The 20,980-nt window shown below is 67.1% G+C and carries 18 protein-coding genes; 13 read left to right on the top strand and 5 right to left on the bottom strand.

Translation table 11 applies throughout. The features are described 5' to 3' along the window. Positions 1–23 precede the first annotated feature (23 nt). From aceF to lpdA, 3 genes are read left to right on the top strand one after another with little or no spacing between them, the layout of a single operon-like run. A complete protein-coding gene (gene aceF / locus CNR27_RS00515) occupies positions 24–1,724 on the top strand; it encodes a dihydrolipoyllysine-residue acetyltransferase (RefSeq protein WP_096296452.1) in 1,701 nt (566 codons plus the stop codon). Between the two features lie 11 nt (positions 1,725–1,735). Then, entirely contained in the window at positions 1,736–3,364 is a 1,629-nt protein-coding gene (locus tag CNR27_RS00510; protein ID WP_096296451.1) for a bifunctional GNAT family N-acetyltransferase/carbon-nitrogen hydrolase family protein, read from the top strand. Then, positions 3,364–5,196, top strand: coding sequence for a dihydrolipoyl dehydrogenase (gene lpdA, locus CNR27_RS00505; RefSeq protein ID WP_096296450.1), 1,833 nt, complete (start codon positions 3,364–3,366; stop codon positions 5,194–5,196). Before CNR27_RS00510 ends, lpdA begins: the two co-directional genes overlap by 1 nt. 76 nt (positions 5,197–5,272) lie before the next feature. Here lpdA and CNR27_RS00500 read toward each other — a convergent pair whose 3' ends face one another. Then, complete coding sequence (locus tag CNR27_RS00500; RefSeq protein ID WP_096296449.1) at positions 5,273–6,187, bottom strand: porin family protein; 915 nt, start codon at positions 6,185–6,187, stop codon at positions 5,273–5,275. Between the two features lie 429 nt (positions 6,188–6,616). Here CNR27_RS00500 and CNR27_RS00495 point away from each other — a divergent pair, with 429 nt between their 5' ends. The 9 genes from CNR27_RS00495 to CNR27_RS00455 all read left to right on the top strand — a co-directional run bounded on the left by CNR27_RS00495 (position 6,617) and on the right by CNR27_RS00455 (position 13,917). Then, positions 6,617–6,994, top strand: coding sequence for a hypothetical protein (locus tag CNR27_RS00495; protein ID WP_096296448.1), 378 nt, complete (start codon positions 6,617–6,619; stop codon positions 6,992–6,994). Between the two features lie 28 nt (positions 6,995–7,022). Then, positions 7,023–7,820 carry a F0F1 ATP synthase subunit A gene (atpB, locus tag CNR27_RS00490; protein WP_096296447.1) on the top strand — a complete coding sequence of 266 codons (798 nt, stop codon included), beginning with the start codon at positions 7,023–7,025 and terminating at the stop codon, positions 7,818–7,820. Between the two features lie 81 nt (positions 7,821–7,901). After that, the gene (gene atpE / locus CNR27_RS00485; RefSeq protein WP_096296446.1) at positions 7,902–8,192 is read left to right on the top strand and encodes a F0F1 ATP synthase subunit C; all 291 of its coding nucleotides are present in this window, start codon (positions 7,902–7,904) and stop codon (positions 8,190–8,192) included. Positions 8,193–8,298: 106 nt separating this feature from the next. Then, complete coding sequence (locus CNR27_RS00480; RefSeq protein WP_096296445.1) at positions 8,299–8,769, top strand: F0F1 ATP synthase subunit B; 471 nt, start codon at positions 8,299–8,301, stop codon at positions 8,767–8,769. Between the two features lie 5 nt (positions 8,770–8,774). Further along, positions 8,775–9,302 carry a F0F1 ATP synthase subunit delta gene (locus CNR27_RS00475; RefSeq protein ID WP_096296444.1) on the top strand — a complete coding sequence of 176 codons (528 nt, stop codon included), beginning with the start codon at positions 8,775–8,777 and terminating at the stop codon, positions 9,300–9,302. Positions 9,303–9,354: 52 nt separating this feature from the next. Continuing rightward, positions 9,355–10,920 carry a F0F1 ATP synthase subunit alpha gene (atpA, locus tag CNR27_RS00470; RefSeq protein WP_096296443.1) on the top strand — a complete coding sequence of 522 codons (1,566 nt, stop codon included), beginning with the start codon at positions 9,355–9,357 and terminating at the stop codon, positions 10,918–10,920. Between the two features lie 85 nt (positions 10,921–11,005). Continuing rightward, positions 11,006–11,866, top strand: a complete 861-nt coding sequence (gene atpG, locus CNR27_RS00465; protein WP_096296442.1) for a F0F1 ATP synthase subunit gamma — start codon at positions 11,006–11,008, stop codon at positions 11,864–11,866. Positions 11,867–11,983: 117 nt separating this feature from the next. Continuing rightward, entirely contained in the window at positions 11,984–13,384 is a 1,401-nt protein-coding gene (gene atpD / locus CNR27_RS00460; RefSeq protein ID WP_096296441.1) for a F0F1 ATP synthase subunit beta, read from the top strand. A gap of 107 nt (positions 13,385–13,491) precedes the next feature. Beyond that, positions 13,492–13,917 (top strand): F0F1 ATP synthase subunit epsilon, encoded by a 426-nt coding sequence (locus CNR27_RS00455; protein WP_096296440.1) that lies wholly within the window; start codon positions 13,492–13,494, stop codon positions 13,915–13,917. Positions 13,918–14,011: 94 nt separating this feature from the next. On the opposite strand, the gene CNR27_RS00450 is transcribed toward CNR27_RS00455, so the two are convergent. Next, entirely contained in the window at positions 14,012–14,395 is a 384-nt protein-coding gene (locus tag CNR27_RS00450; RefSeq protein WP_096296439.1) for a GtrA family protein, read from the bottom strand. A gap of 229 nt (positions 14,396–14,624) precedes the next feature. Further along, a complete protein-coding gene (locus CNR27_RS00445) occupies positions 14,625–16,637 on the bottom strand; it encodes a hypothetical protein (RefSeq protein WP_096296438.1) in 2,013 nt (670 codons plus the stop codon). 60 nt (positions 16,638–16,697) lie between these two features. Here CNR27_RS00445 and glmU point away from each other — a divergent pair, with 60 nt between their 5' ends. Continuing rightward, complete coding sequence (gene glmU / locus CNR27_RS00440) at positions 16,698–18,065, top strand: bifunctional UDP-N-acetylglucosamine diphosphorylase/glucosamine-1-phosphate N-acetyltransferase GlmU (RefSeq protein ID WP_096296437.1); 1,368 nt, start codon at positions 16,698–16,700, stop codon at positions 18,063–18,065. A 223-nt stretch (positions 18,066–18,288) separates the two neighbouring features. On the opposite strand, the gene CNR27_RS00435 is transcribed toward glmU, so the two are convergent. Both CNR27_RS00435 and CNR27_RS00430 read right to left on the bottom strand, forming a co-directional pair. After that, a complete protein-coding gene (locus CNR27_RS00435; RefSeq protein WP_096296436.1) occupies positions 18,289–19,602 on the bottom strand; it encodes a sensor histidine kinase in 1,314 nt (437 codons plus the stop codon). 1 nt (position 19,603) lies between these two features. After that, entirely contained in the window at positions 19,604–20,944 is a 1,341-nt protein-coding gene (locus CNR27_RS00430) for a sigma-54-dependent transcriptional regulator (RefSeq protein ID WP_096296435.1), read from the bottom strand. Positions 20,945–20,980: the final 36 nt, after the last annotated feature.

Genomic DNA, 20,980 nt, shown 5'->3' with positions numbered 1-20,980 from the left:
CCACGAGATGCCCGGAGGGCCGCATGGCCGACCTGAAAGAAGCACGCGTTCCCGACATTGGCGGGTTTGACGATGTCCCGGTGATCGAGGTGCTCGTCGCCGTCGGCGATACGGTGTCGGCCGATCAGGGGCTGGTCACGCTCGAATCGGACAAGGCGACGATGGAAGTGCCGGCCCCGTTTGCGGGGGTGATCAGGGAGTTGATGGTCAAGGTCGGCGACACCCTGTCGGAAGGCGGCGTGGTCGCGATCATCGAGGCGGAGGGCGGCGAAGTCCGCGCCGAGGCGCCCGCGCCCAGGACCGACCCCGTGGCCAAGACGTCCGACGCTCCGGCCGCCGCGAAGGCGCCGGCCGCCAAGGCGTCGCCGAGTGGCGGTGCGCTGCAGGAATCGAAGGTCCCCGACATCGGCGGCTACGACGACGTACCGGTGATCGAGGTGCTGGTTGCGGTGGGCGACACGGTCGAGAAGGATCAGGGTCTGATCACGCTAGAGTCCGACAAGGCGACGATGGAAGTGCCGGCCGCGGTCGCCGGGATCATCAAGGCACTCAAGGTCAAGGTCGGCGACACGCTGTCGGAAGGCGGCGTGGTGGCGATCATCGAGGCGGCGGGCGATGCGCCTGTCGCCGCGCCCGTGGCGGCCCCCGCGGCGGTCAAGGGCACGGACGACAATACGGTCGAGCCGGTCGCACCGCAGGCCAGGCCCGACAGGATCGCCGAAGCTTCCATCGAGCATCGCGTACCAGGTAGTGGCGCGCCGCCGGTGCGCTTCGACGCCGAGGCGATTCTGCCTGACAAGGTGCCCTACGCCAGTCCCGCGGTGCGCCTGTTCGCACGCGAGCTTGGCGTGGACCTGCTGCAGCTCAAGGGCAGTGCCAGGGGCGGACGCATCGTGCGCGAGGACGTGCAGTCCTTCGTCAAGGGCGTGATGCAGGGCGGCGGTGCGAAAGCGGCGGCCGGTACGCCGGCAACGGCGGGCGGCGGTCTGAACCTGTTGCCGTGGCCGAAGGTCGATTTCGCCAAGTTCGGCGAGGTCGAGGTGCAGGAACTCGGCCGCATCCAGAAGATCTCCGCGGCGAACCTCGCCCGCAACTGGGCGATGATTCCGCACGTCACCCAGCACGACGATGCCGACATCACGGACCTCGAAGCGTTGCGCGTGCAGCTCAACAAGGAGAACGAGAAGGCCGGCATCAAGCTGACCATGCTCGCGTTCCTGATCAAGGCGTCGGTTGCGGTGCTCAAGCAGTACCCGCGGTTCAACAGTTCGCTTGATGCGACTGGCGAGACCCTCACGCTCAAGAAGTATTTCCACATCGGTTTCGCCGCCGATACGCCCAATGGCCTGGTCGTACCGGTGATTCGCGACGCCGACAAGAAGGGCGTGCTGGAGATCTCGCAGGAGATGTCCGCGCTGGCGAAGAAGGCCCGCGACGGCAAGCTCGGCCCGGCCGACATGCAGGGCGGGTGCTTCTCGATCAGCTCGCTGGGCGGCATCGGCGGGACCAGCTTCACGCCGATCGTCAACGCGCCGGAAGTCGCCATCCTCGGCGTGTCGAAGTCGGCGATGAAGCCGGTATGGGACGGAAAGGCCTTCCAGCCGCGTCTGATCCTGCCGCTGTCGCTGTCCTACGATCACCGCGTCATCGACGGTGCAGCCGCCGCGCGCTTCACCGCGACGCTCGCCCAGCTGCTCGGCGACATGCGCCGGGTGTTGCTGTAAGCGGCCCGGCGTTGGACAGGAACGACGAAGCGCCCACGCGCGAGCGGGCACGGCTGACGCTGCGCCATGCGGGCATCGCCGACATCCCGTCGATCGTTGCGCTCAGCGAGCGGGTCTACGGGCCGGAGCGCGGCTACACCGCCGAGATGCTTACCGGGCAGATCGCGCAGTTCCCCGAAGGCGTGTTCGTCGCGTTCTACGACGATCTCGCGGTGGGCTACTGCGCCACGTTCCGCCTCGACGAAAGCACGGCGATGGCGCCTCATCGCTGGCTGGAGATTTCCGGCGGCGGCTATGCGTCGCGTCACCTGCTGACCGGCGACTGGCTCTACGGCATGGAGGTCTGTGTCGATCCGGCGCACCGCGGCCTGCGCATCGGCCGGCGCCTGTACGAGATGCGCAAGCGCTTGTGCCAGGACCTGGGGCTGAAGGGCATCGTGTTCGGCGGACGCCTGCCCGGATATGCCAGGCGTGCAAAGAAATTCAACAATGACGTCGTCGCTTACGTCGAGGCGGTCCGCGCCGGGCGTCTGCGCGATCCCGCGCTGAGCTTCCAGCTGCGCAACGGTTTCGAACTGATCGGCGTGCTGCCGGGCTATCTGCCCAGCGATACCGAGTCGCGCGGCAACGCCGCGCATCTGGTGTGGCGCAATCCCAAGATCGACCCGCGCGCCGGTGCGCGTCCATCCGCCCGGCCACTGCCCGAGTCCGTCCGGGTGGCCACGGTGCAGTACCAGCAGCGCCGCGTCGCTTCGTTCGAGGAGTTCGCGACCCAGGTCGAGTACTTCGTCGATATCGCCGCCGACTATCGCGCCGACTTCGTGGTCTTTCCGGAACTGTTCACGCTGCAGCTGTTGTCGGTCGAGAACAAGCCGCTGTCGCCGCAGGATTCGATGCTTGCGCTGACCGGTTACACCGAACGTTTCGCGACGCTGCTCTGTGAGCTCGCGGTGCGGCACAACATCAACATCATCGGCGGCTCGCACCCCACGCGTACCAGCGCCGGCGCCGACGCCAAGGTGCGCAACATCTGCTACGTTGCCTTGCGCGACGGTTCGCTGCATACCCGCGACAAGTTGCACCCCACGCCCAACGAGCGCACCTGGTGGGGCATCGGCGGTGGCGACAGCGCGCAGGCGATCATCACCGACTGCGGCCCGATCGGCGTGATGATCTGCTACGACAGCGAGTTCCCCGAACTCGGCCGCCACCTGGTCGACCAGGGGGCGATGATCCTGTTCGTGCCGTTCTGCACCGACACCCGCGAAGGCTACCTGCGCGTGCGCTACTGCTCGCAGGCGCGTGCGGTCGAGAACCAGTGCTACGTCGTGCTGTCGGGCAACGTCGGCAACCTTCCTGGCGTCAACAACTTCGACATCCAGTACGCGCAGAGCTGCATCCTCACGCCTTGCGACTTTCCGTTCGCGCGCGATGGCGTCGCCGCCGACACAACGCCGAACGTCGAGCAGGTCGCGTTCGCCGACCTGCGCCTCAACGACCTCGTCGTCGCCCGCAACGCCGGCACGGTGCAGAACCTCAACGACCGCCGCCACGACCTGTATTCGCTGACCTGGGCTCGCCGCCCGGCGTCGCGCATGGTGGTTGCGGACCCGACGCAACAGACTCCGGAGAATCCGTAATGGCCAAGACCCTCGAAGTGAAAGTCCCCGACATCGGTGGATACGACGATGTGCCGGTGATCGAGGTGCTCGTCGCCGTGGGCGACACGATCGCCAAGGACCAGAGTCTGGTCACGCTGGAATCGGACAAGGCCACGATGGAAGTGCCGGCTTCGGCCGCGGGTGTCATCACCGAACTCAGGGTCAAGGTCGGCGATACGCTGTCGGAAGGCAGCGTGGTCGCGGTGATCGAAGCCGAAGCTGAAGGCGCGGCCGATGCGCCTGCCGCCGAGGCAACGGCCTCGGCGCCCGAAGCGAAGGAAAACGCACCGGCGAAAAAGAACGACGCACCCGGCAGCAACCCGCCCGTCGCCCGCTCGCATCGCGCGCCGGCCGAGCCCGAAGCGGTCAAGGCCGCGCCTTCGTCGGGCCGCCAGGCCGACGTCGAATGTCGCATCGTCGTGCTCGGCTCCGGCCCCGGCGGCTACACCGCCGCATTTCGCGCCGCGGATCTGGGGCTCGACACCGTGCTGATCGAGCGCTACGCCACGCTCGGCGGCGTCTGCCTCAACGTCGGCTGCATCCCGTCGAAGGCGCTGCTGCATGCGGCGGAGGTCATCGACCAGGCCAGCCACGCCAGCGACTACGGCGTCGACTTCGGGGCGCCCACGATCGATCTCGACAAGCTGCGCGGCTACAAGGAAAAAGTGGTCGGCCAGCTCACCAAGGGCCTGAGCGGCATGGCCAAGCAGCGCAAGGTGCGCGTGGTCACCGGCGAAGGGCTGTTCGTGTCGCCCAACGAGATCGAAGTCACGGGCAGTGACGGCAAGACCCAGCTCGTGCGTTTCGAGCAGTGCATCATCGCCGCCGGCTCGCAGGCGCTCAAACTTCCGGGTTTCCCGTGGGACGACCCGCGCGTCATGGATTCGACCGACGCGCTGGAACTGGCTGAAACGCCCAAGAAGCTGCTCGTCGTCGGCGGCGGCATCATCGGTCTGGAGATGGCCACGGTCTACCACGCGCTTGGTTCGCAGGTGACGGTTGTCGAGCTCGCGGACCAGCTGATGCCCGGCGCCGACAAGGATCTGGTCAAGCCGCTCGCCGACCGTCTGAAGAAGCAGGGCGTCTCGGCGCATCTGAAAACGAAGGTTGTCGAGGCCAAGCCGGGTCAGGATGGCATTGACGTCACCTTCGACGGCGAAAGCATTCCGGACACGAAGACCTTCGATCGTGTGCTGGTGGCCGTGGGCCGCACGCCCAACGGCGGCAAGATCGCAGCCGACAAGGCCGGCGTGCGCGTGTCGGAGCGCGGCTTCATCGCCGTCGACGCGCAGATGCGCACCAGCGTGCCGCATATCTTCGCGATCGGCGATCTGGTCGGCCAGCCGATGCTCGCGCACAAGGCGACGCACGAGGGCAAGCTTGCGGCTGAAGTCGCCGCCGGCGAGAAGAAGGAGTGGGTGGCGCGAGTGATTCCGTCGGTCGCCTACACCGATCCGGAAATCGCCTGGGTGGGCATCACCGAGACCGAAGCGAAAGCCAAGGGCCTCAAGGTCGGCGTCGGCAAGTTCCCATGGGCGGCTAGCGGCCGGGCGATCGGCATCGGGCGCACGGAAGGCTTCACCAAGCTGATCTTCGACGAGGCCACGCACCGCATCGTCGGCGCCGGCATCGTCGGCGTGCATGCGGGCGATCTGATCGCCGAGGCGGCGCTGGCGATCGAGATGGGCGCGGAAGTCGCCGACATCGGCCACACGATCCATCCGCACCCCACGCTCAGTGAGTCGGTGGCGATGGCCGCGGAAGTCTTCGACGGCACGATCACGGATCTGTACATCCCGAAGAAGACGTAAGCGCGGCCGCCGGCCAGCTGCAGTAAAGAAAAGCCCCGGCCATGCCGGGGCTTTTTCCTGACCGTCCGCGCGCGGGTCAGAAGCGGAACGTGACGCCGGCCATCGGCCCGTGCACGTTGAGGTCGCCGGTGACCTTGCCGCCATACGGGAACGGACCGGCATCCATCCCATCGGGTGCACGTGCGGTACCGCGGTAGTCGTCCGACAGCTTCAGGCGGAACCAGTCGTAACCGGCATGGATACCGACCCGCTCGCTGACCATGTACTCCACGATCAGGCCGCCGCGCTCGAAGTGACCGCGCTCGTCGAGAAAGTCGCCCCAGCGCGTGTCGAGGTACTGCGCTTCCAGTCCCACGCTCCAGCGCTCCGCCGGCTTCCAGGTCAGGCGCGTGTGCAGCCCCGGCGAGAAGCCATCACGCTTCCAGTTGACCGAGTCGGACTGGGGATCGAGCAGATTGGTGCCGACAGACTCGCCGTCGGCGCGGATCTCGAGCTCAGCCCAGGTCACGCCCAAGCCCAGGCCCCATTCGAAGTTCTCGGTCTGCACGACCGCGTACTCGTAATTCAGGCTCGCCAGATTGAACGCGATGCGTCCGTCAATGCGGGCGCCCGGTATCTCGATCGGCTCGCCACCGGGAATGATGGTGCCGCTGTCGAGGACCGTGCCGCCGTAGTTCCACGTTTCGTCCCTGCGGTAGTCGTAATAGTTGCCGACGATGGCCTGGCGGTCGCTGATGCGGAACCCCGCCGATCCGCGCGGACGCAATTCGCGTCCCGACTTGAACTTCTGGTCGAAATCGAACGTCGCCGAATCGCTCCCGTCGGTCACGGTGCCATCCCCCGAAAAACGCAGATCGGCATCGGGATTGAAGGCGCTCAGGCGCAGCACGAAACGGTCTTCGCCGCTCTGGGCCTGTGCGGACGTCGCGAACGTGGCGAGGATGGCGGTCGAAAGCAGTGCAGCAGCGAAGCGGGGAGCGGGTCGTGGCATCTGTGGAATCATCCTGGGGGAAGAGGGCGCAGATGCTGGTCAACCGGTGGTCTCCTGAATGTGAAGCCCGCGCGCGCGCCACGTGCGTCCATTGCCGCTGCCCGAAAAAAGAAGAGCCCCGGCGGCGGGCCGGGGCTCAGGTGGCGATCTGCTGACGGACCGACGAGGAAAGGCGGCAGACCGGACACGCTCAGTAGGACTGCGATCCGGCGGGGAAGTTCCGCACGATCTCAAGTAAAATCATGAATGCGCGCGCGGCGCGCTTCCGATGACCTGGCGGGCCGTTCGTCCCACCAGGCAACGGCAACGCAGGATGGCCGACCGGGACTTGCGCCGGTTGTGGCATAAATGGCTCTACTGCTATACTTCGGCGGCTCGACGGGGGCGTTTCGACGCCTTCCGTATCCCTCCAGACGCTGGAATCCTGAAGTGTTGACGTCCGTGGCCATCGGTCGGCGGCTGGCACAGCGCGCAATCGCCTGGCAGGCGATTGCGATCGCGGTGACGGCGCTGGCTTTCCTCGCAAAGGGTGGGTCGTGGGCGCTGGCGGCGGGTCTCGGTGGTGCGGCGATCGCGCTGGGGGGCTGGCTGTCGAGCGTGGTGGCACTAGGTGGCGGAGTGAATCCATCGGCAGGCGCGCTTGCGCGACTGCTGGCAGGAGTGGCGCTGAAGTGGGTCGTGGTGTTGGCCGTGCTGTTGCTGGGGGTGGGTCAGGCGGGTCTTCCGCCGGTTCCTATGCTCGCCGGGGTCATCGTCGCGCTCTTCGCGCAGCTGCTCGCAATGGCCCGGCCTCTGGCCAGGCACTGAACCAATCACAGGCGAAGGTTTTCGATCTATGGCAGCTGATGCGGAACTGACCCCAACCAGCTACATCCAGCACCATTTGCAGAACCTCACCGTGTCCTTCGGCGAAGGCGGGTTCTGGACGCTGCATGTCGACACACTGATCACCGCGCTGTTCATGGGCGGGCTGATGGTGTTGCTGTTCTGGCTGGCGACGCGCAAGGCGACTGCCGGCGTGCCGGGCAAGTGGCAGGCGTTCGTGGAGATCTGCCTGGAGTTCGTCGACAAGCAGGCCCGCGACACCTATCACGGCTCCAGCAAGCTGGTGACGCCGATCGCGATCACGCTGTTCTTCTGGATCCTGCTGATGAATCTGATGAAGATGATTCCGGCGGATTTCATCGCCAGGCCGCTCGAGCTGCTCGGCGTGCACTACTGGAAGCCGGTACCGACCGCCGACGTCAACGCGACACTCGGCCTGTCGATCAGCGTGTTCTTCCTGACGGTGTTCTTTGCGCTGCGGGCCAAGGGCCTGGGTGGGATGTCGAAGGAATTCCTGTTCGCGCCGTTCGGCAAGTGGATGGTGCCGTTCAACCTGATCCTCAACATCGTCGAGTGGCTGAGCAAGCCGATCTCGCTGGCGATGCGACTGTTCGGCAACATGTTCGGCGGCGAGATCGTGTTCCTGCTGATCTGGGTGCTCGGCGGCGCGAGCCTGCTGGGCGTGCTCGGCGGCGGCGTACTCGGCCTCGGCTGGATGCTGTTCCACCTGCTGGTGATTCCGCTGCAGGCCTTCATTTTCATGATGCTGTCGATCGTCTACCTCAGCCTGGCCGAGGACGACCACTGATCGATCGCGTCACGTGACACGGCGTTTGTTTCAACCCATCCCAGTTCCACCCTTACCAAGCAATCCGCTCCGGAGAAAACAATGGAAATCGCACTGACCTCGTTCGCCCAGATCCAGGCTTCGACCGTTCTGGCCATCGGCATCATGATCGGCCTGGCTGCGCTGGGTGCGGGTCTGGGCCTGGCCATCATGGCCGGCAAGTTCCTCGAGTCGGCCGCGCGCCAGCCGGAGTTGATCCCGGTCCTGCAGGTCCGCATGTTCATCACCGCCGGCCTGATCGACGCCGCGTTCATCATCTCGGTCGCCGTCGGCCTGCTGTTCGCGTTCGCTTCGCCGTTCGTCGGCCCGATCGCCGCGCAGCTCGCGGGCTGATCCAGCCGACGCTTCCGGTGCGGCCTGCCTCGCGCATGGCCGCACCGGTGGATGACAGGGGGCGCGTCCGCGCGCCCGTCCCTTCACGACAGGCAGTCACAAGCCCATGAATATCGGTCTGACCCTATTTGCCCAGGCCCTGGCGTTCGCCGGTCTGATCTGGATCGTCGCGACCAAGATCTGGCCGCCGCTGCTCAGTGCCATCGAGGAGCGCCAGAAGAAGATCGCCGAAGGTCTGGCCGCGGCGGACAACAGCCAGCGCGCCCTCGCGCAGGCCCAGGAACTCGCCAACGAGGAACTCAAGGCCGCGCGTGCGAAGGCCAACGAGATCATCGAGCAGGCGCACCAGCGCGGCAACCAGATCATCGAGGCCGCCAAGGCCGAGGCCGTCACCGAAGGCCTGCGCCAGAAGGCGATGTTCGATGCCGAGCTCCAGGCTTCGGCCACCCGTGCGCGCGAAGAGTTGCGTCGTCAGGTTTCGACCCTGGCGGTGACCGGCGCCGAGCGCCTGCTCAAGCGTGAGATCGACGCAAACGCCCACAAGGCGCTGCTCGACGAACTCGCCGCGGAGATCTGAGTCCGATGAGCCAGGCCATGACGATTGCCCGTCCGTATGCCCGCGCCGCGTTCGCGATCGCGCGTGACGGCGGCCAGTTCGCGCCGTGGTCGGACGCGCTGGCGTTCTCCGCGCGCGTTGCCGCCGATCCGCAGGCGGCCGCGTTGCTGGGCCACCCGGCGCTGTCGCACGACGACGCCGTCGCGCTGTTGGCGCCGGAAGGCGCCGATGCACGCTTCGCCGAGTTCCTCGCCCTGCTGGCGACCAACGGCCGGCTCGCACAGCTGCCGGAAATCGCCGGTCTGTACGAGGAGCTGCGCGCCGAGGCCGAGCACGTCGTGCTGGCCACGGTGACTTCGGCGACCGAGCTGCCGGAGGCGGAAGTCGAGCAGATCCGCGCAGCGCTCAAGCGCCGGTTCGGTCGCGAGGTCCAGGTCGAGACGGCCGTGGATGCATCGTTGATCGGCGGCGCGGTGATTTCGGCCGGCGACGTGGTGATCGACGGCTCGCTCAAGGGCAAGCTGGCGCGCCTGCAGTCCGCACTCGCGCACTGACACGATTTTCAATTGCAACGTCGGCGGTGACGCCGGCTCAAGGGAACCCCCGATGGCTACCACGCAACTCAATCCTTCCGAGATCAGCGAGCTGATCAAGTCCCGCATCGAGAAGGTCAAGCTGAGCGCCGAATCGCGCAACGAAGGCACGGTCACCTCGGTCGCCGACGGCATCGTGCGTCTGCACGGCCTCGCCGACGTGATGCAGGGCGAAATGATCGAACTGCCGCTTGCCGCGGACGGTTCGGCCACCTACGCACTGGCCCTCAACCTCGAGCGCGATTCGGTCGGCGCCGTGGTGCTGGGCGACTACGAGCACCTGCGCGAAGGTGACGTGGCCAAGACCACCGGCCGCATTCTCGAGGTGCCGGTCGGCCCGGAAATGCTCGGCCGCGTGGTCAACGCGCTCGGCGAGCCGATCGACGGCAAGGGCCCGATCGACGCCAAGCTCAGTGCGCCGGTCGAGCGCGTCGCCCCGGGCGTGATCTGGCGCAAGTCGGTCGACCAGCCCGTGCAGACCGGCTACAAGTCGGTCGACGCCATGATCCCGATCGGCCGCGGCCAGCGCGAGCTGATCATCGGCGACCGCCAGACCGGCAAGACCGCGCTGGCGATCGATGCCGTGATCAACCAGAAGTCGACCGGCATCAAGTGCGTGTACGTGGCGATCGGCCAGAAGGCCTCGACCGTCGCCAACATCGTGCGCAAGCTCGAAGAGAACGGCGCGATGGCGCACACCGTCGTGGTCGCCGCGACCGCGTCCGAATCGGCAGCGATGCAGTACATCAGCGCCTACTCGGGCTGCACGATGGGCGAGTACTTCATGGACCGCGGCGAAGACGCGCTGATCGTCTACGACGATCTGTCCAAGCAGGCCGTCGCCTACCGCCAGATCTCGCTGCTGCTCAAGCGCCCGCCGGGCCGCGAAGCTTATCCGGGCGACGTGTTCTACCTGCACTCCCGTCTGCTCGAGCGCGCCGCGCGCGTGTCCGAGGCTTACGTCGAGAAGTTCACGGAAGGACGCGTGACCGGCAAGACCGGTTCGCTGACCGCGCTGCCGATCATCGAAACGCAGGCCGGTGACGTCTCGGCGTTCGTGCCGACCAACGTGATCTCGATCACCGACGGCCAGATCTTCCTGGAAACCGACCTGTTCAACGCCGGCATCCGCCCGGCCGTGAACGCCGGTATCTCGGTGTCGCGCGTTGGTGGCGCAGCCCAGACCAAGATCATCAAGAAGCTCTCGGGCGGCATCCGTATCTCGCTGGCCCAGTACCGTGAGCTGGCGGCGTTCGCGCAGTTCGCCTCCGACCTGGACGAAGCCACCCGCAAGCAGCTCGAGCGCGGTCAGCGCGTCACCGAGCTGATGAAGCAGAAGCAGTACAAGCCGATGTCGATCGCGCACCAGGCCCTGACGATCTACGCCGTCAACGAGGGTTACCTCGACGACGTGCCGGTCGCCAAGCTGCTCGCGTTCGAGGAAGGCCTGCATGCGCATTTCGACAACACCGTGGGCGATCTGGTCAGCAACATCAACCAGACCGGCAGCTGGAACGACGAGATCGAGAGCGCGTTCAAGCAGGGCATCGCCGAGTTCAAGAAGACCGGCAGCTGGTAATGCCTGGCGGCGGGCCCCGGCCCGCCATCGCTTCACACGATTGAGCCAAAGGCGGGGATCCTCCCGCCCCACGCAGGGATAACAGATGGCCGGCGGCAGAGAAATCAAGACGAAGATCAAGAGCGTGCAGAACACCCGCAAGGTGACGCGCGCGCTCGAGATGGTCTCCGCGTCGAAGATCCGCAAGGCGCAGGAGCGGATGAAGGCGTCGCGTCCGTACGCGAATGCGATGCGACAGCTGGTCGGTCACCTGGCCCAGGCCAGCTCCGAGTTCCAGCATCCGTACCTGCTCGAACGCGAGGTCAAGCGGGTCGGCTACATTGTCTGTTCGTCGGACCGGGGCCTGGCCGGCGGTCTGAACAACAACATGTTCCGCAAGCTGCTCACCGAGATCCGCGCCTGGCACGACAAGGGCGTCGAGGTGGACGTGGTGACGATCGGACAGAAGGCGACGGTGTTCTTCCGTCGCCTGAAGGTCGACATGCTCGCCAGCGTCACCCACATCGGCGACACCCCGGAAGTCGAGCAGCTCATCGGCATCATCAAGGTGATGCTCGACGGCTATAACGACGGCCGGGTCGACCGTGTGTTCCTGGCCTACAACCAGTTCGTCAACACGATGACGCAGAAGGCCAGCTTCGATCAGCTGCTGCCGCTGCCGGCCGGTGACACGAAGGTCGTCAAGCACGACTGGGACTACATCTACGAGCCGGATGCGGAATCGGTGCTCGGTCACGTGCTCACGCGCTACGTCGAGTCGCTGGTGTACCAGGCGGTGATGGAGAACGTGGCGTCCGAGCATGCGGCGCGCATGGTCGCGATGAAGGCGGCGAGCGACAACGCCACCAAACTGATCGATACCCTCAAGCTGGTCTACAACAAGGCCCGCCAGGCAGCGATCACCCAGGAAATCTCCGAGATCGTCGGCGGCGCCGCGGCGGTTTAAGAGCCAGCTACGGGTGCGGAACCCGGGCGGCAAGAGCAGCGAAACGCGCTTTTCCAGCCCCGGTCCCGCCCCCGTCTCCGGCACCAGAATCAAACAGACATCAGTGGAGTCACTCAAATGAGTCAGGGCAAGATCGTTCAGATCATCGGCGCCGTCGTCGACGTCGAGTTCGCGCGCAACGAAGTTCCCAAGGTGTACGACGCGCTCGAGGTCCAGGGCACGGAAATCACCCTGGAAGTGCAGCAGCAGCTCGGTGACGGCATCGTGCGCGCGATCGCGCTCGGTTCCACCGACGGCCTCAAGCGCAACCTGATCGCGGTCAACACCGGCCGCGGCATCGCGGTGCCGGTCGGTACCGGCACCCTGGGTCGCATCATGGACGTGCTGGGCCGCCCGATCGACGAGGCCGGTCCGGTCGAGGCGTCCGATCGCTGGGAAATCCACCGCGCGGCCCCGTCGTACGAAGACCAGGCATCGACCACCGAGCTGCTCGAGACGGGCATCAAGGTCATCGACCTGATGTGTCCCTTCGCCAAGGGCGGCAAGGTCGGCCTGTTCGGCGGCGCCGGCGTCGGCAAGACCGTCAACATGATGGAACTGATCAACAACATCGCCAAGGCGCACGAAGGCCTGTCGGTGTTCGCCGGCGTGGGTGAGCGTACCCGTGAGGGCAACGACTTCTACCACGAGATGAAGGACTCCAACGTCCTCGACAAGGTGGCGATGGTCTACGGCCAGATGAACGAACCGCCGGGCAACCGTCTGCGCGTTGCGCTGACCGGCCTGACGATGGCCGAGTACTTCCGCGACGAGAAGGACGCCTCGGGCAAGGGCAAGGACGTGCTGCTGTTCGTCGACAACATCTACCGCTACACGCTGGCCGGTACCGAAGTGTCGGCGCTGCTCGGCCGCATGCCGTCGGCCGTGGGCTACCAGCCGACGCTCGCCGAGGAAATGGGCGTGCTGCAGGAGCGCATCACCTCGACCAAGTCGGGCTCGATCACCTCCATCCAGGCCGTCTACGTGCCCGCCGACGACCTGACCGACCCGTCGCCGGCAACGACCTTCGCGCATCTCGATTCGACGGTGACGCTGAGCCGCAACATCGCATCGCTCGGCATCTATCCGGCGGTCGATCCGCTGGACTCGACCAGCCGCCAGATGGATCCCAATGTCGTGGGCAACGAACACTACGACACGGCCCAGCGCGTGCAGTCGACGCTGCAGAAGTACAAGGAGCTCAAGGACATCATCGCGATCCTGGGCATGGACGAGCTGTCGGAAGAGGACAAGCAGGCCGTGTCGCGCGCACGCAAGATCGAGCGCTTCTTCTCGCAGCCCTTCCACGTGGCCGAAGTGTTCACCGGCTCGCCGGGCAAGTACGTGCCGCTGAAGGAAACCATCCGTGGCTTCAAGGGCATCGTCGACGGCGAATACGACCACCTGCCCGAGCAGGCGTTCTACATGGTCGGCAGCATCGACGAAGCGGTCGAGAAGGCGAAGAAGATCGCCGCCTGATTCGTCGCCCTCGGTCGAGGGCGTGGATCGGTAGTCAGGAGGGCACCGCCCTCACCCTAAGCCCACTCCCGCTCGCGGGAGCGGGAGACGACGTAGAGAAGCCCGTTATGAGCAGCACCATCCGTTGCCACATCGTCAGCGCCGAGGCCGAGATCTTCCAAGGCGAGGCCACCATGGTCGTGGCTACCGGCGAACTCGGCGAGCTCGGCATCGCGCCGCGCCATGCGCCGCTGATCACGCGTCTCAAGCCGGGCAAGATCGTCGTCACCCAGCCGAACGGCGAAGTGCTCGATTTCGCGATCGGTGGCGGCATCCTCGAGGTGCAGCCCCAGGTCGTCACGATCCTCGCCGACACGGCGATCCGTGCCGACGAGATCGACGAAGCCGCGGTGAAGGCCGTCAAGGACGAAGCGGAACGCGTCCTGGCCGGACGCGGTGAAGCGATGGACATCGCCGAGGCGCAGCAGAAGCTGGTCGAGGCCGTCGTCCAGCTGCAGGCGCTCGAGCGTCTGCGCAAGAACCTCAAGCATTGAACGCAGCGGGCCTCGCGCCCGCGTCGCGTGTGCATATGACCCCGCTCCGGCGGGGTCGTTGCGTTTGCGGCCCCGCGATCCGGGAAGCCGCTTCTCAGCGCCGGTAGATCCAGTAGCGCGACAGCAGGAAGCCCACTGCGCCGAGCGCCAGCTCGATCGCAGGCTTGCCGAGCCAGACCCAGCGCAGGCCGAAGAGATCGTCGACCTCGGTCAACGCCCAGGTACTCAGCAACGTCGTGGTCACCCACATCACCATGAAGCGCTGGAACTGCGCGGGACCGATCGTATTCCGGTCGCCGGCGAAGGTCAGTTTGCCGTTCAGCCAGAAGCCCAGCAGCGCGCCGGTGATACGCCCGAGCACGTTCGCCGGCGCGACCGGCAACCCCATGTGGGTCAGGCCTACGACCATGCCCCAGTCGACCAGCCACTGCAGCAGCCCGATCACGAGATAGTCGCGTCCCTGGCGGGTGAGACTCATGGGGATCGGTGCTCCGGAACGCACGGTGGCGGTTGAATCGTACACAGCCGGGAATTCGCGCAGCGACGTGACACGGCGTGCGGGCCGGCTCGGCAGAGTCCGGGCGATGTCGCGGTGGGCGTGATCGCTGGGCCAGCCGGTCTTTCGGCGCAGCGTCCGTCAGTGAGCCGCAACCCCGGCCCGACCCGGCTTCGGGTGGCCTGCCACGCTGCGCAGACTGCCACGCCGCTCACGGAGGGCCACGCCGCCACAGCGCGACGCCATTGATCGACTGGACATGGTGCGTGTCCGCATCGTCCGCCAGCGCACGCCCCAGGGGCGTGGATACGGCGGCTTCGGTCGCCAGGATCCAGCGGGCATCCACATCGGCAAAGAGCGCGCGCCAGGCCGTTCCGCTGTCGTCGAGCTCGGCCGCCGCGCGCGCGGCAGCGAGTTCGGGTGCATGCACGGTCATCAACCTGCCCCGACCGGCGAGTTCCGCGACATGTCCCCGTTGTGGATCGGTTGCCAGCACCCGGCCGGGTCCGTCCGGAAGCGCAGCGATCAGCGTGCGTTCGGCGACGTAGTGCGGGAGTACGGCGTCGGGATTGCCAGGGGCGCGGATCGCGCGCTTGAGCGCGGCCGAATGATGCGTCCAGCCCGAATTCGCCTGGAAGGCGAGGTTGAGCACGCACAGCAGTGCGATTGGCGCCACCCAGATGCCAGGGTGTCCGATCATGTGTCGGCTGCCGGCGAGGGCCGGCACCAGAAGCAGGACCAGCCCGGGGAACGCATAGCGGGCGTACTGCATCGGAACCAGCGGCAGCACCGCGATGCCCAGCGCGACGAACGCCATCGTGCGCGAGCCTCGTCGCCAGGCCGCCAGCAACCACGCCCCCGCGAGGCCAACCCACAGAAATCCGATGCCGCCATTCCATGCCTCGACGAAGCGGCTGCTTTCGAACGTCATCTCCCAGGGGAGCGCCGGACCGAAGCCGCTCGTCCACCGCGCATCCGACATGTTCTCGATCGGGTAGTGCGGCGACTGGAAGATCGTGTTGAACAGCGGGAAGACCGGGTTGCCGGTATGCCACCAGGCGTAGGCGTAACTCGAGCCGGCAACTGCGATGAAAACGATGGCCATCAGAGGCAGGCGCCGCAGCAGGAGGCGACCGTCCATGCGCAGTGCATAAGCCAGCAGCGGCAAGGCGGCCAGGGCGTGGATCGGCTTCAGCGCTGCAAGCGCAGCAAACAGGACGGTGGTCGCTGCAAGGTGGCGTCCCTGGCGGTCGTACAGCACCATCGTGACGAGTGCGAACAGCACCGCCATGGCTGGCAGTTCGGTCTGCATGCCCGCCATGAGCCAGACCAGCGGCGGAAAGCTCGCGAACAGGGCAACGGCGGCGAGGCGCTCTGCCGTCACTGCCCCCAGGGCCTGCGTGCAGCCCCACAGGGCCACGGCCGCGCCGAGCAGCCAGCCGGTGTTGACTGCTCCACGCGCTTCGCGCCCGCCGAGCAGCCACGCCACCCCCTGGCCCACGTCGCCCATCCAGGGCGCGAACACCCATGCACTGAACGCGGGATCGGCGACATAGCGCGCATGGCGCGCGAGTTGCGCCGGCAGGTTCAGGTGATACGTCAGGTCGTCCATCTGCATCGTCGGCAGCCACGCCCCGGTCGAAGCGAGGCCGAGCAGCAACACGGCAACGGCCAGACCACGCGGATGCTCGGCCGCGGTCGAGCGCCAGGCGAGACGCGACTGCCGAAGCTGGCACCCGAGTGCGCGCCAGTGCGCGACCAGCATATAGCCGAGCAACACGACCCAGACGGCCGGGTGGTGCACCTGTATCGACACCGTCCAGCCGGCGACACCGATGATCACCGCATAGCCGGAAATGCCCGCGATCGCCAGCCGTCCGGGCACGTCATCCGGGATCCAGCGAAGACCAAGCGCCACCGAAGCGGCGCCCAGCAACAGCGTGGCGAGCACCGGCAGCACGCCCACGTACAGCAGCAGCGCCGCGCACCACACCAGTGCGAGCGCCGACGCCCACGACCAGCGCAGCAAGCGCACGAACGGCCAGGCAAGCAGGCCGCTCACCAGTGCAAGCGCGAGCGACAGCGCGAAGCGCTCCCACGGCAGTTCGCGCCACAGCTCGTGCAGGACGATGCCCAGCACGACGAGCGCCGGACCCGTGATCCACGCGGCTGTCTTCCAGTACGCGCCTGTTGCCTCAACGGCACCTGCTTGAATGCGTGACATCGTCGATCCTTGCAATGCTGGCGTGGATTATCATCGAATGCCGCCCAGGTTCCGAACGCCATGACCGCCCCACTGCACGTCGTGATCCTCGCCGCAGGCGAGGGCAAGCGCATGAAATCCTCGCTGCCCAAGGTGCTGCAGCGGATCGCCGGCCGGCCGATGCTGTGGCATGTGATCGCCGCCGCGCGCGCGCTCCGGCCGGCCGGCATTCATGTGGTCTACGGACACGGCGGCGAACAGGTGCGTGCCGCGTTCTCCGACCAGCCGGACCTGCACTGGTCGGAGCAGCACGAGCGGCTCGGCACCGGTCATGCGGTGCGGCAGGCGATGCCCGACGTGCCCGACGAGGCGCAGGTGCTGGTGCTCTACGGCGATGTGCCCTTGCTGCGCCCCGAGACGCTGCGCGGGCTGATCGAGATCGACGGTCGCCTGTCCGTGCTCGCTGCGCAGCTCGAGGACCCCACCGGCTATGGCCGCATCGTCCGCGATCCCGAAGGTCACGTCGGCGCGATCATCGAGCACAAGGACGCCGACGAGGAGCAGCGTCGTATCGGCCTGGTCAATACCGGCATCCTCGCCGCCGATGCCACTGCGCTCAAGGCGTGGCTCGCGCGACTGTCGTCGGACAACGTCCAGGGCGAGTACTACCTGACCGACATCTTCGCGATGGCAGCCGACGAGTACAGCGCCGCGCAGATCGTCATTGTCGACGATCCGCTGGAAGCCGAAGGCGCGAACGATCCGTGGCAGCTCGCCCAGCTCGAGCGCGCCTGGCAACTGCGCGCGGTGCGTGCGCTGTGCGTCGAAGGGGCGCGTTTCGCCGATCCGGCGCGCGTCGACATCCGCGGCGAGGTCATTGTCGGCCGCGATGTCGAGATCGATGTCGACGTGATCTTCGAGGGCCGTGTCGCGCTCGGTGACGGCGTGCGCGTCGGGCCCTTCTGCCGCCTCAAGGACGTCGCCCTGGGCGAGGGCACCGAGGTACGTGCGCACTGCGACATCGAAGGCGTGCGCGCGGAGGGCGCGGTGACGATCGGTCCGTTCGCGCGCCTGCGGCCCGGCACGGTACTCGCCGACGGTGTGCATATCGGCAATTTCGTCGAGACCAAGAACACTACGGTCGGTGTCGGCAGCAAGGCCAATCACCTGACCTATCTGGGCGATGCCGAGATCGGTGCCGGCAGCAACATCGGCGCCGGCACGATCACCTGCAACTACGATGGGGTGAACAAGTCGAAGACCGTGATCGGCGACCGCGTCTTCATTGGATCGCATGCGTCGCTGGTCGCGCCGGTGCACATCGGCGATGGCGCGACGACTGGCGCCGGCTCTGTCATCACCACGGATGTGCCGCCCGGCAAGCTCGCGGTCGCACGGACCCGCCAGACCGTTATCGAGGGCTGGGTGCGCCCCACGAAAAAGCGCTGACCTGCTTCACGCCGCGGTTGTCGTCACCTGGGTTGGTCGACCGCGCAGGCGCAGGCGCAGGCGCCGGATCCGCGCCGCGTAGCGCGCTCATGAGAGGTGTCGCCTGGAGCGACGCACAGGCGACGGCGGAAGCGGAGGGTTGCGGCGGGAAACTCCGTCGCCTGGCGTGTTGCCAGCCGCCGTCGCCAACCGGGTGCCGGCGTTCGTTCGTGCGCCGGGTCGGTCAGTCGGGCAGGACCAGGGTCACGCACAGGCCGCCGTCTTCGCGGTTGAGCAGCGCGATCCGGCCGCCATGGGCCTCGGCGATCTCACGCGCCAGTGCGAGGCCGAGCCCGGTGCCGTTGCGTTTGGTGGAGTAGAACGGCAGCAAGGCGTTTTCAAGCACCGCCTCGCTCATGCCACTGCCGCGATCGAGGACCTCGATGCGCCAGTCGTCCACTCCCCTGCGCAGCGCGATCGTGACCGCTGCCGGGTCACCGCTGGCCTCGTGCGCGTTGCGCAGCAGGTTCAGCAGTGCCTGTTCGATCTGGGCGGGGTCGAAACTGCCGGTCTGCGACGGATCCACCGGCGCTGCATCCACGAACGCGACGTGGCTGCGCAGCTGGTCGAGAAAATCACGCCAGTGGACACGCGTGCGCCGCGGCGCGGGCAGTTTGGCGAAGTGCGCATAGCCGCGGATGAAGCCTTCCAGGTGACGTGCGCGTTCCTCGATCGTGCGCAGCGCGTCGGGCAGGCGCTCCAGCTGCCCCCGGCGCAGCAACTCCCCGCCCGAATGCGCCAGTGACGCGATCGGCGCCAATGAATTGTTGAGTTCGTGGCTGATCACCCGGATGACCTTCTTCCAGGTCTGGACTTCCTGCCGGCGCAGCTCGGTGGTCATCCGGCGCAGCAGCAGGAGTTCGTGGCGGCGCCCGTTGAGGCGGAAGTGCCGGCGCGAGAGATGATGGATCTCTTCTGCTTCGCCATCGCCGGTGGTGAACAGTCCGTCGCCGCCGCGTGCGAACGCGTCGACCAGGGCGGTCGGCGCTTCGTTCAGCAGCGCCGAGAACATGTGGCCCTCGAGCCGGCGACCTTTACCGAACGTGCGCCGCGCGGCGAGATTGGCGTGCACGACGTGGCCGGTCGGACCGATCAGCAGCATGGCCACCGGCGTGTTCTGCACCATGGTGTCGAGCAGCAGTTCGCGCTGGACCAGTGACAGACGCTGCGCACGCAACGTCTCGCCCAGCTCGTTGTGGGCGGCGACGAGTTCGCCCAGCGCGCCACGGCCGTGCCAGGCGAGGCTGAAGCCGTAATCGCCATCGCGGTAACTGGCTACCGTGCCGGTAAGTGCGCGGAACAGGGCATGCGCGGGCGCGATCGCCCACATCAGGCACCACACCAGCGAAGGCGCGCAAAGCAGCGTGGCGCAGGCGATCGCGGCCCAGTTCGGGAGCCAGCGTTGCAGCAGCAGCGCCAGCGATGCGCCAAGCGCGACGTGAGCGAGCGCCACTGCGGACAGGACCAGGGGCAGTGGCAGCCGCTGACGCCAGCGCATGTCAGTCGCGCCGGATGCCGAGGCGGTCGAGGCGTCGATACAGCGCCTGACGCGACAGTCCGAGCTCGCTCGCCGCCTGCGCCAGCACGCCACCGCTGCGGCCGAGCGCGGCCTCGATTTCCGCGCGGTCGGGTTCGCGTTCACGCGTGACCGCATCGGGCCGGGGCGTGAGGGGCAAGGCCAGATCGGCCGCTGCAATGCGCGTATCGCGGGCCAGCAGCTCGGCGCGCTGGATCACATTGCGCAGTTCCCGCACGTTGCCCGGCCAGCGGTACTGCAGCAGTGCGCGTTCCGCTTCTTCGGAGAGCGGCTTTCGTCCGGCGAGAAAGTGCCGGGCAAGCGGCAGGATGTCGCGCGGCCGCTGCGCCAGTGGCGCCAGACGCAGTTCGATGCCGTTGAGCCGGTAGTAGAGGTCTTCCCGGAATCGGCCGTCGGCGATCATCGCAGGCAGGTTGGCGTTGGTCGCGCTGAGCACGCGCACCTGCACGCTGCGCTCGCGGTGGCCGCCGAGGCGCGCGAACCGGCCGGTCTCGAGCACGCGCAGCAGCTTCACCTGGCCCGACGGCGGCAGCGTGCCGATCTCGTCCAGGAACAACGTGCCACCATCCGCAGCCTCGAAACGCCCTTCGCGCGCCCGGGTCGCGCCGGTGTAGGCGCCGGCCTCGGCGCCGAACAGCTCGGCTTCGACCAGGTCGTTCGGCAAGGCGCCACAGTTCACCGCAATGAACGGCCCATCCCGCACCGGCGAGTTGGCGTGCAGGATCTCGGCGTATTTCTCCTTGCCCGTACCGTTCGGCCCGGTGAGCAGCACCGGCAGCGAAGATGCCGCGACCTGCAGGGCAAGCGCCAGCGTCGCTTCGCTGGCCGGGTCGTCCCAGACCAGACCGCGCAGGTCGCGGCCATTGCAGAGGGCATCGCGGCGGCGACGGTCGTCGCGCGTGCGCGTATCGAGCTCCCGCCGCGCGAAGGCCAGCTCCAGCAGGTTGTTGACCGTCGCAAGCAGCTTGCCGTCATCCCAGGGCTTGCCCAGATAGTCGGCGGCGCCGGCGCGGATCAGGTCCACCGCAGACTCCAGGCGCGTCCACGCGGTCAACAGCACGACCGGCAGGTCGGGATCGAACCGCCGGATCTCGTGGAACAGGGCGACGCCCTCGTCACCGGAGGTCGTGTCGGCGCCGAAGTTCATGTCCTGCACGACCAGATCGATACCACCGGCGCGCAGGCGCTCGATGCCGGCTTCGGGCGTTGCAGCGTGCTCGCAGGCGATGTCGTGCAGCGAGAACAACAGTTCGAGCGCGGTGGCAACGGCAGGGTTGTCATCGATGACAAGGATCGTGGGCATCAGCGCTCGCGTGAGTGGAGGTGCGGCAATCGAAAA

Source organism: Luteimonas chenhongjianii (assembly GCF_002327105.1).
GTDB lineage: Bacteria > Pseudomonadota > Gammaproteobacteria > Xanthomonadales > Xanthomonadaceae > Luteimonas > Luteimonas chenhongjianii.
Note: the sequence above shows the minus strand (reverse complement) of the source record. Positions and strands in the feature narration are given on the sequence as shown.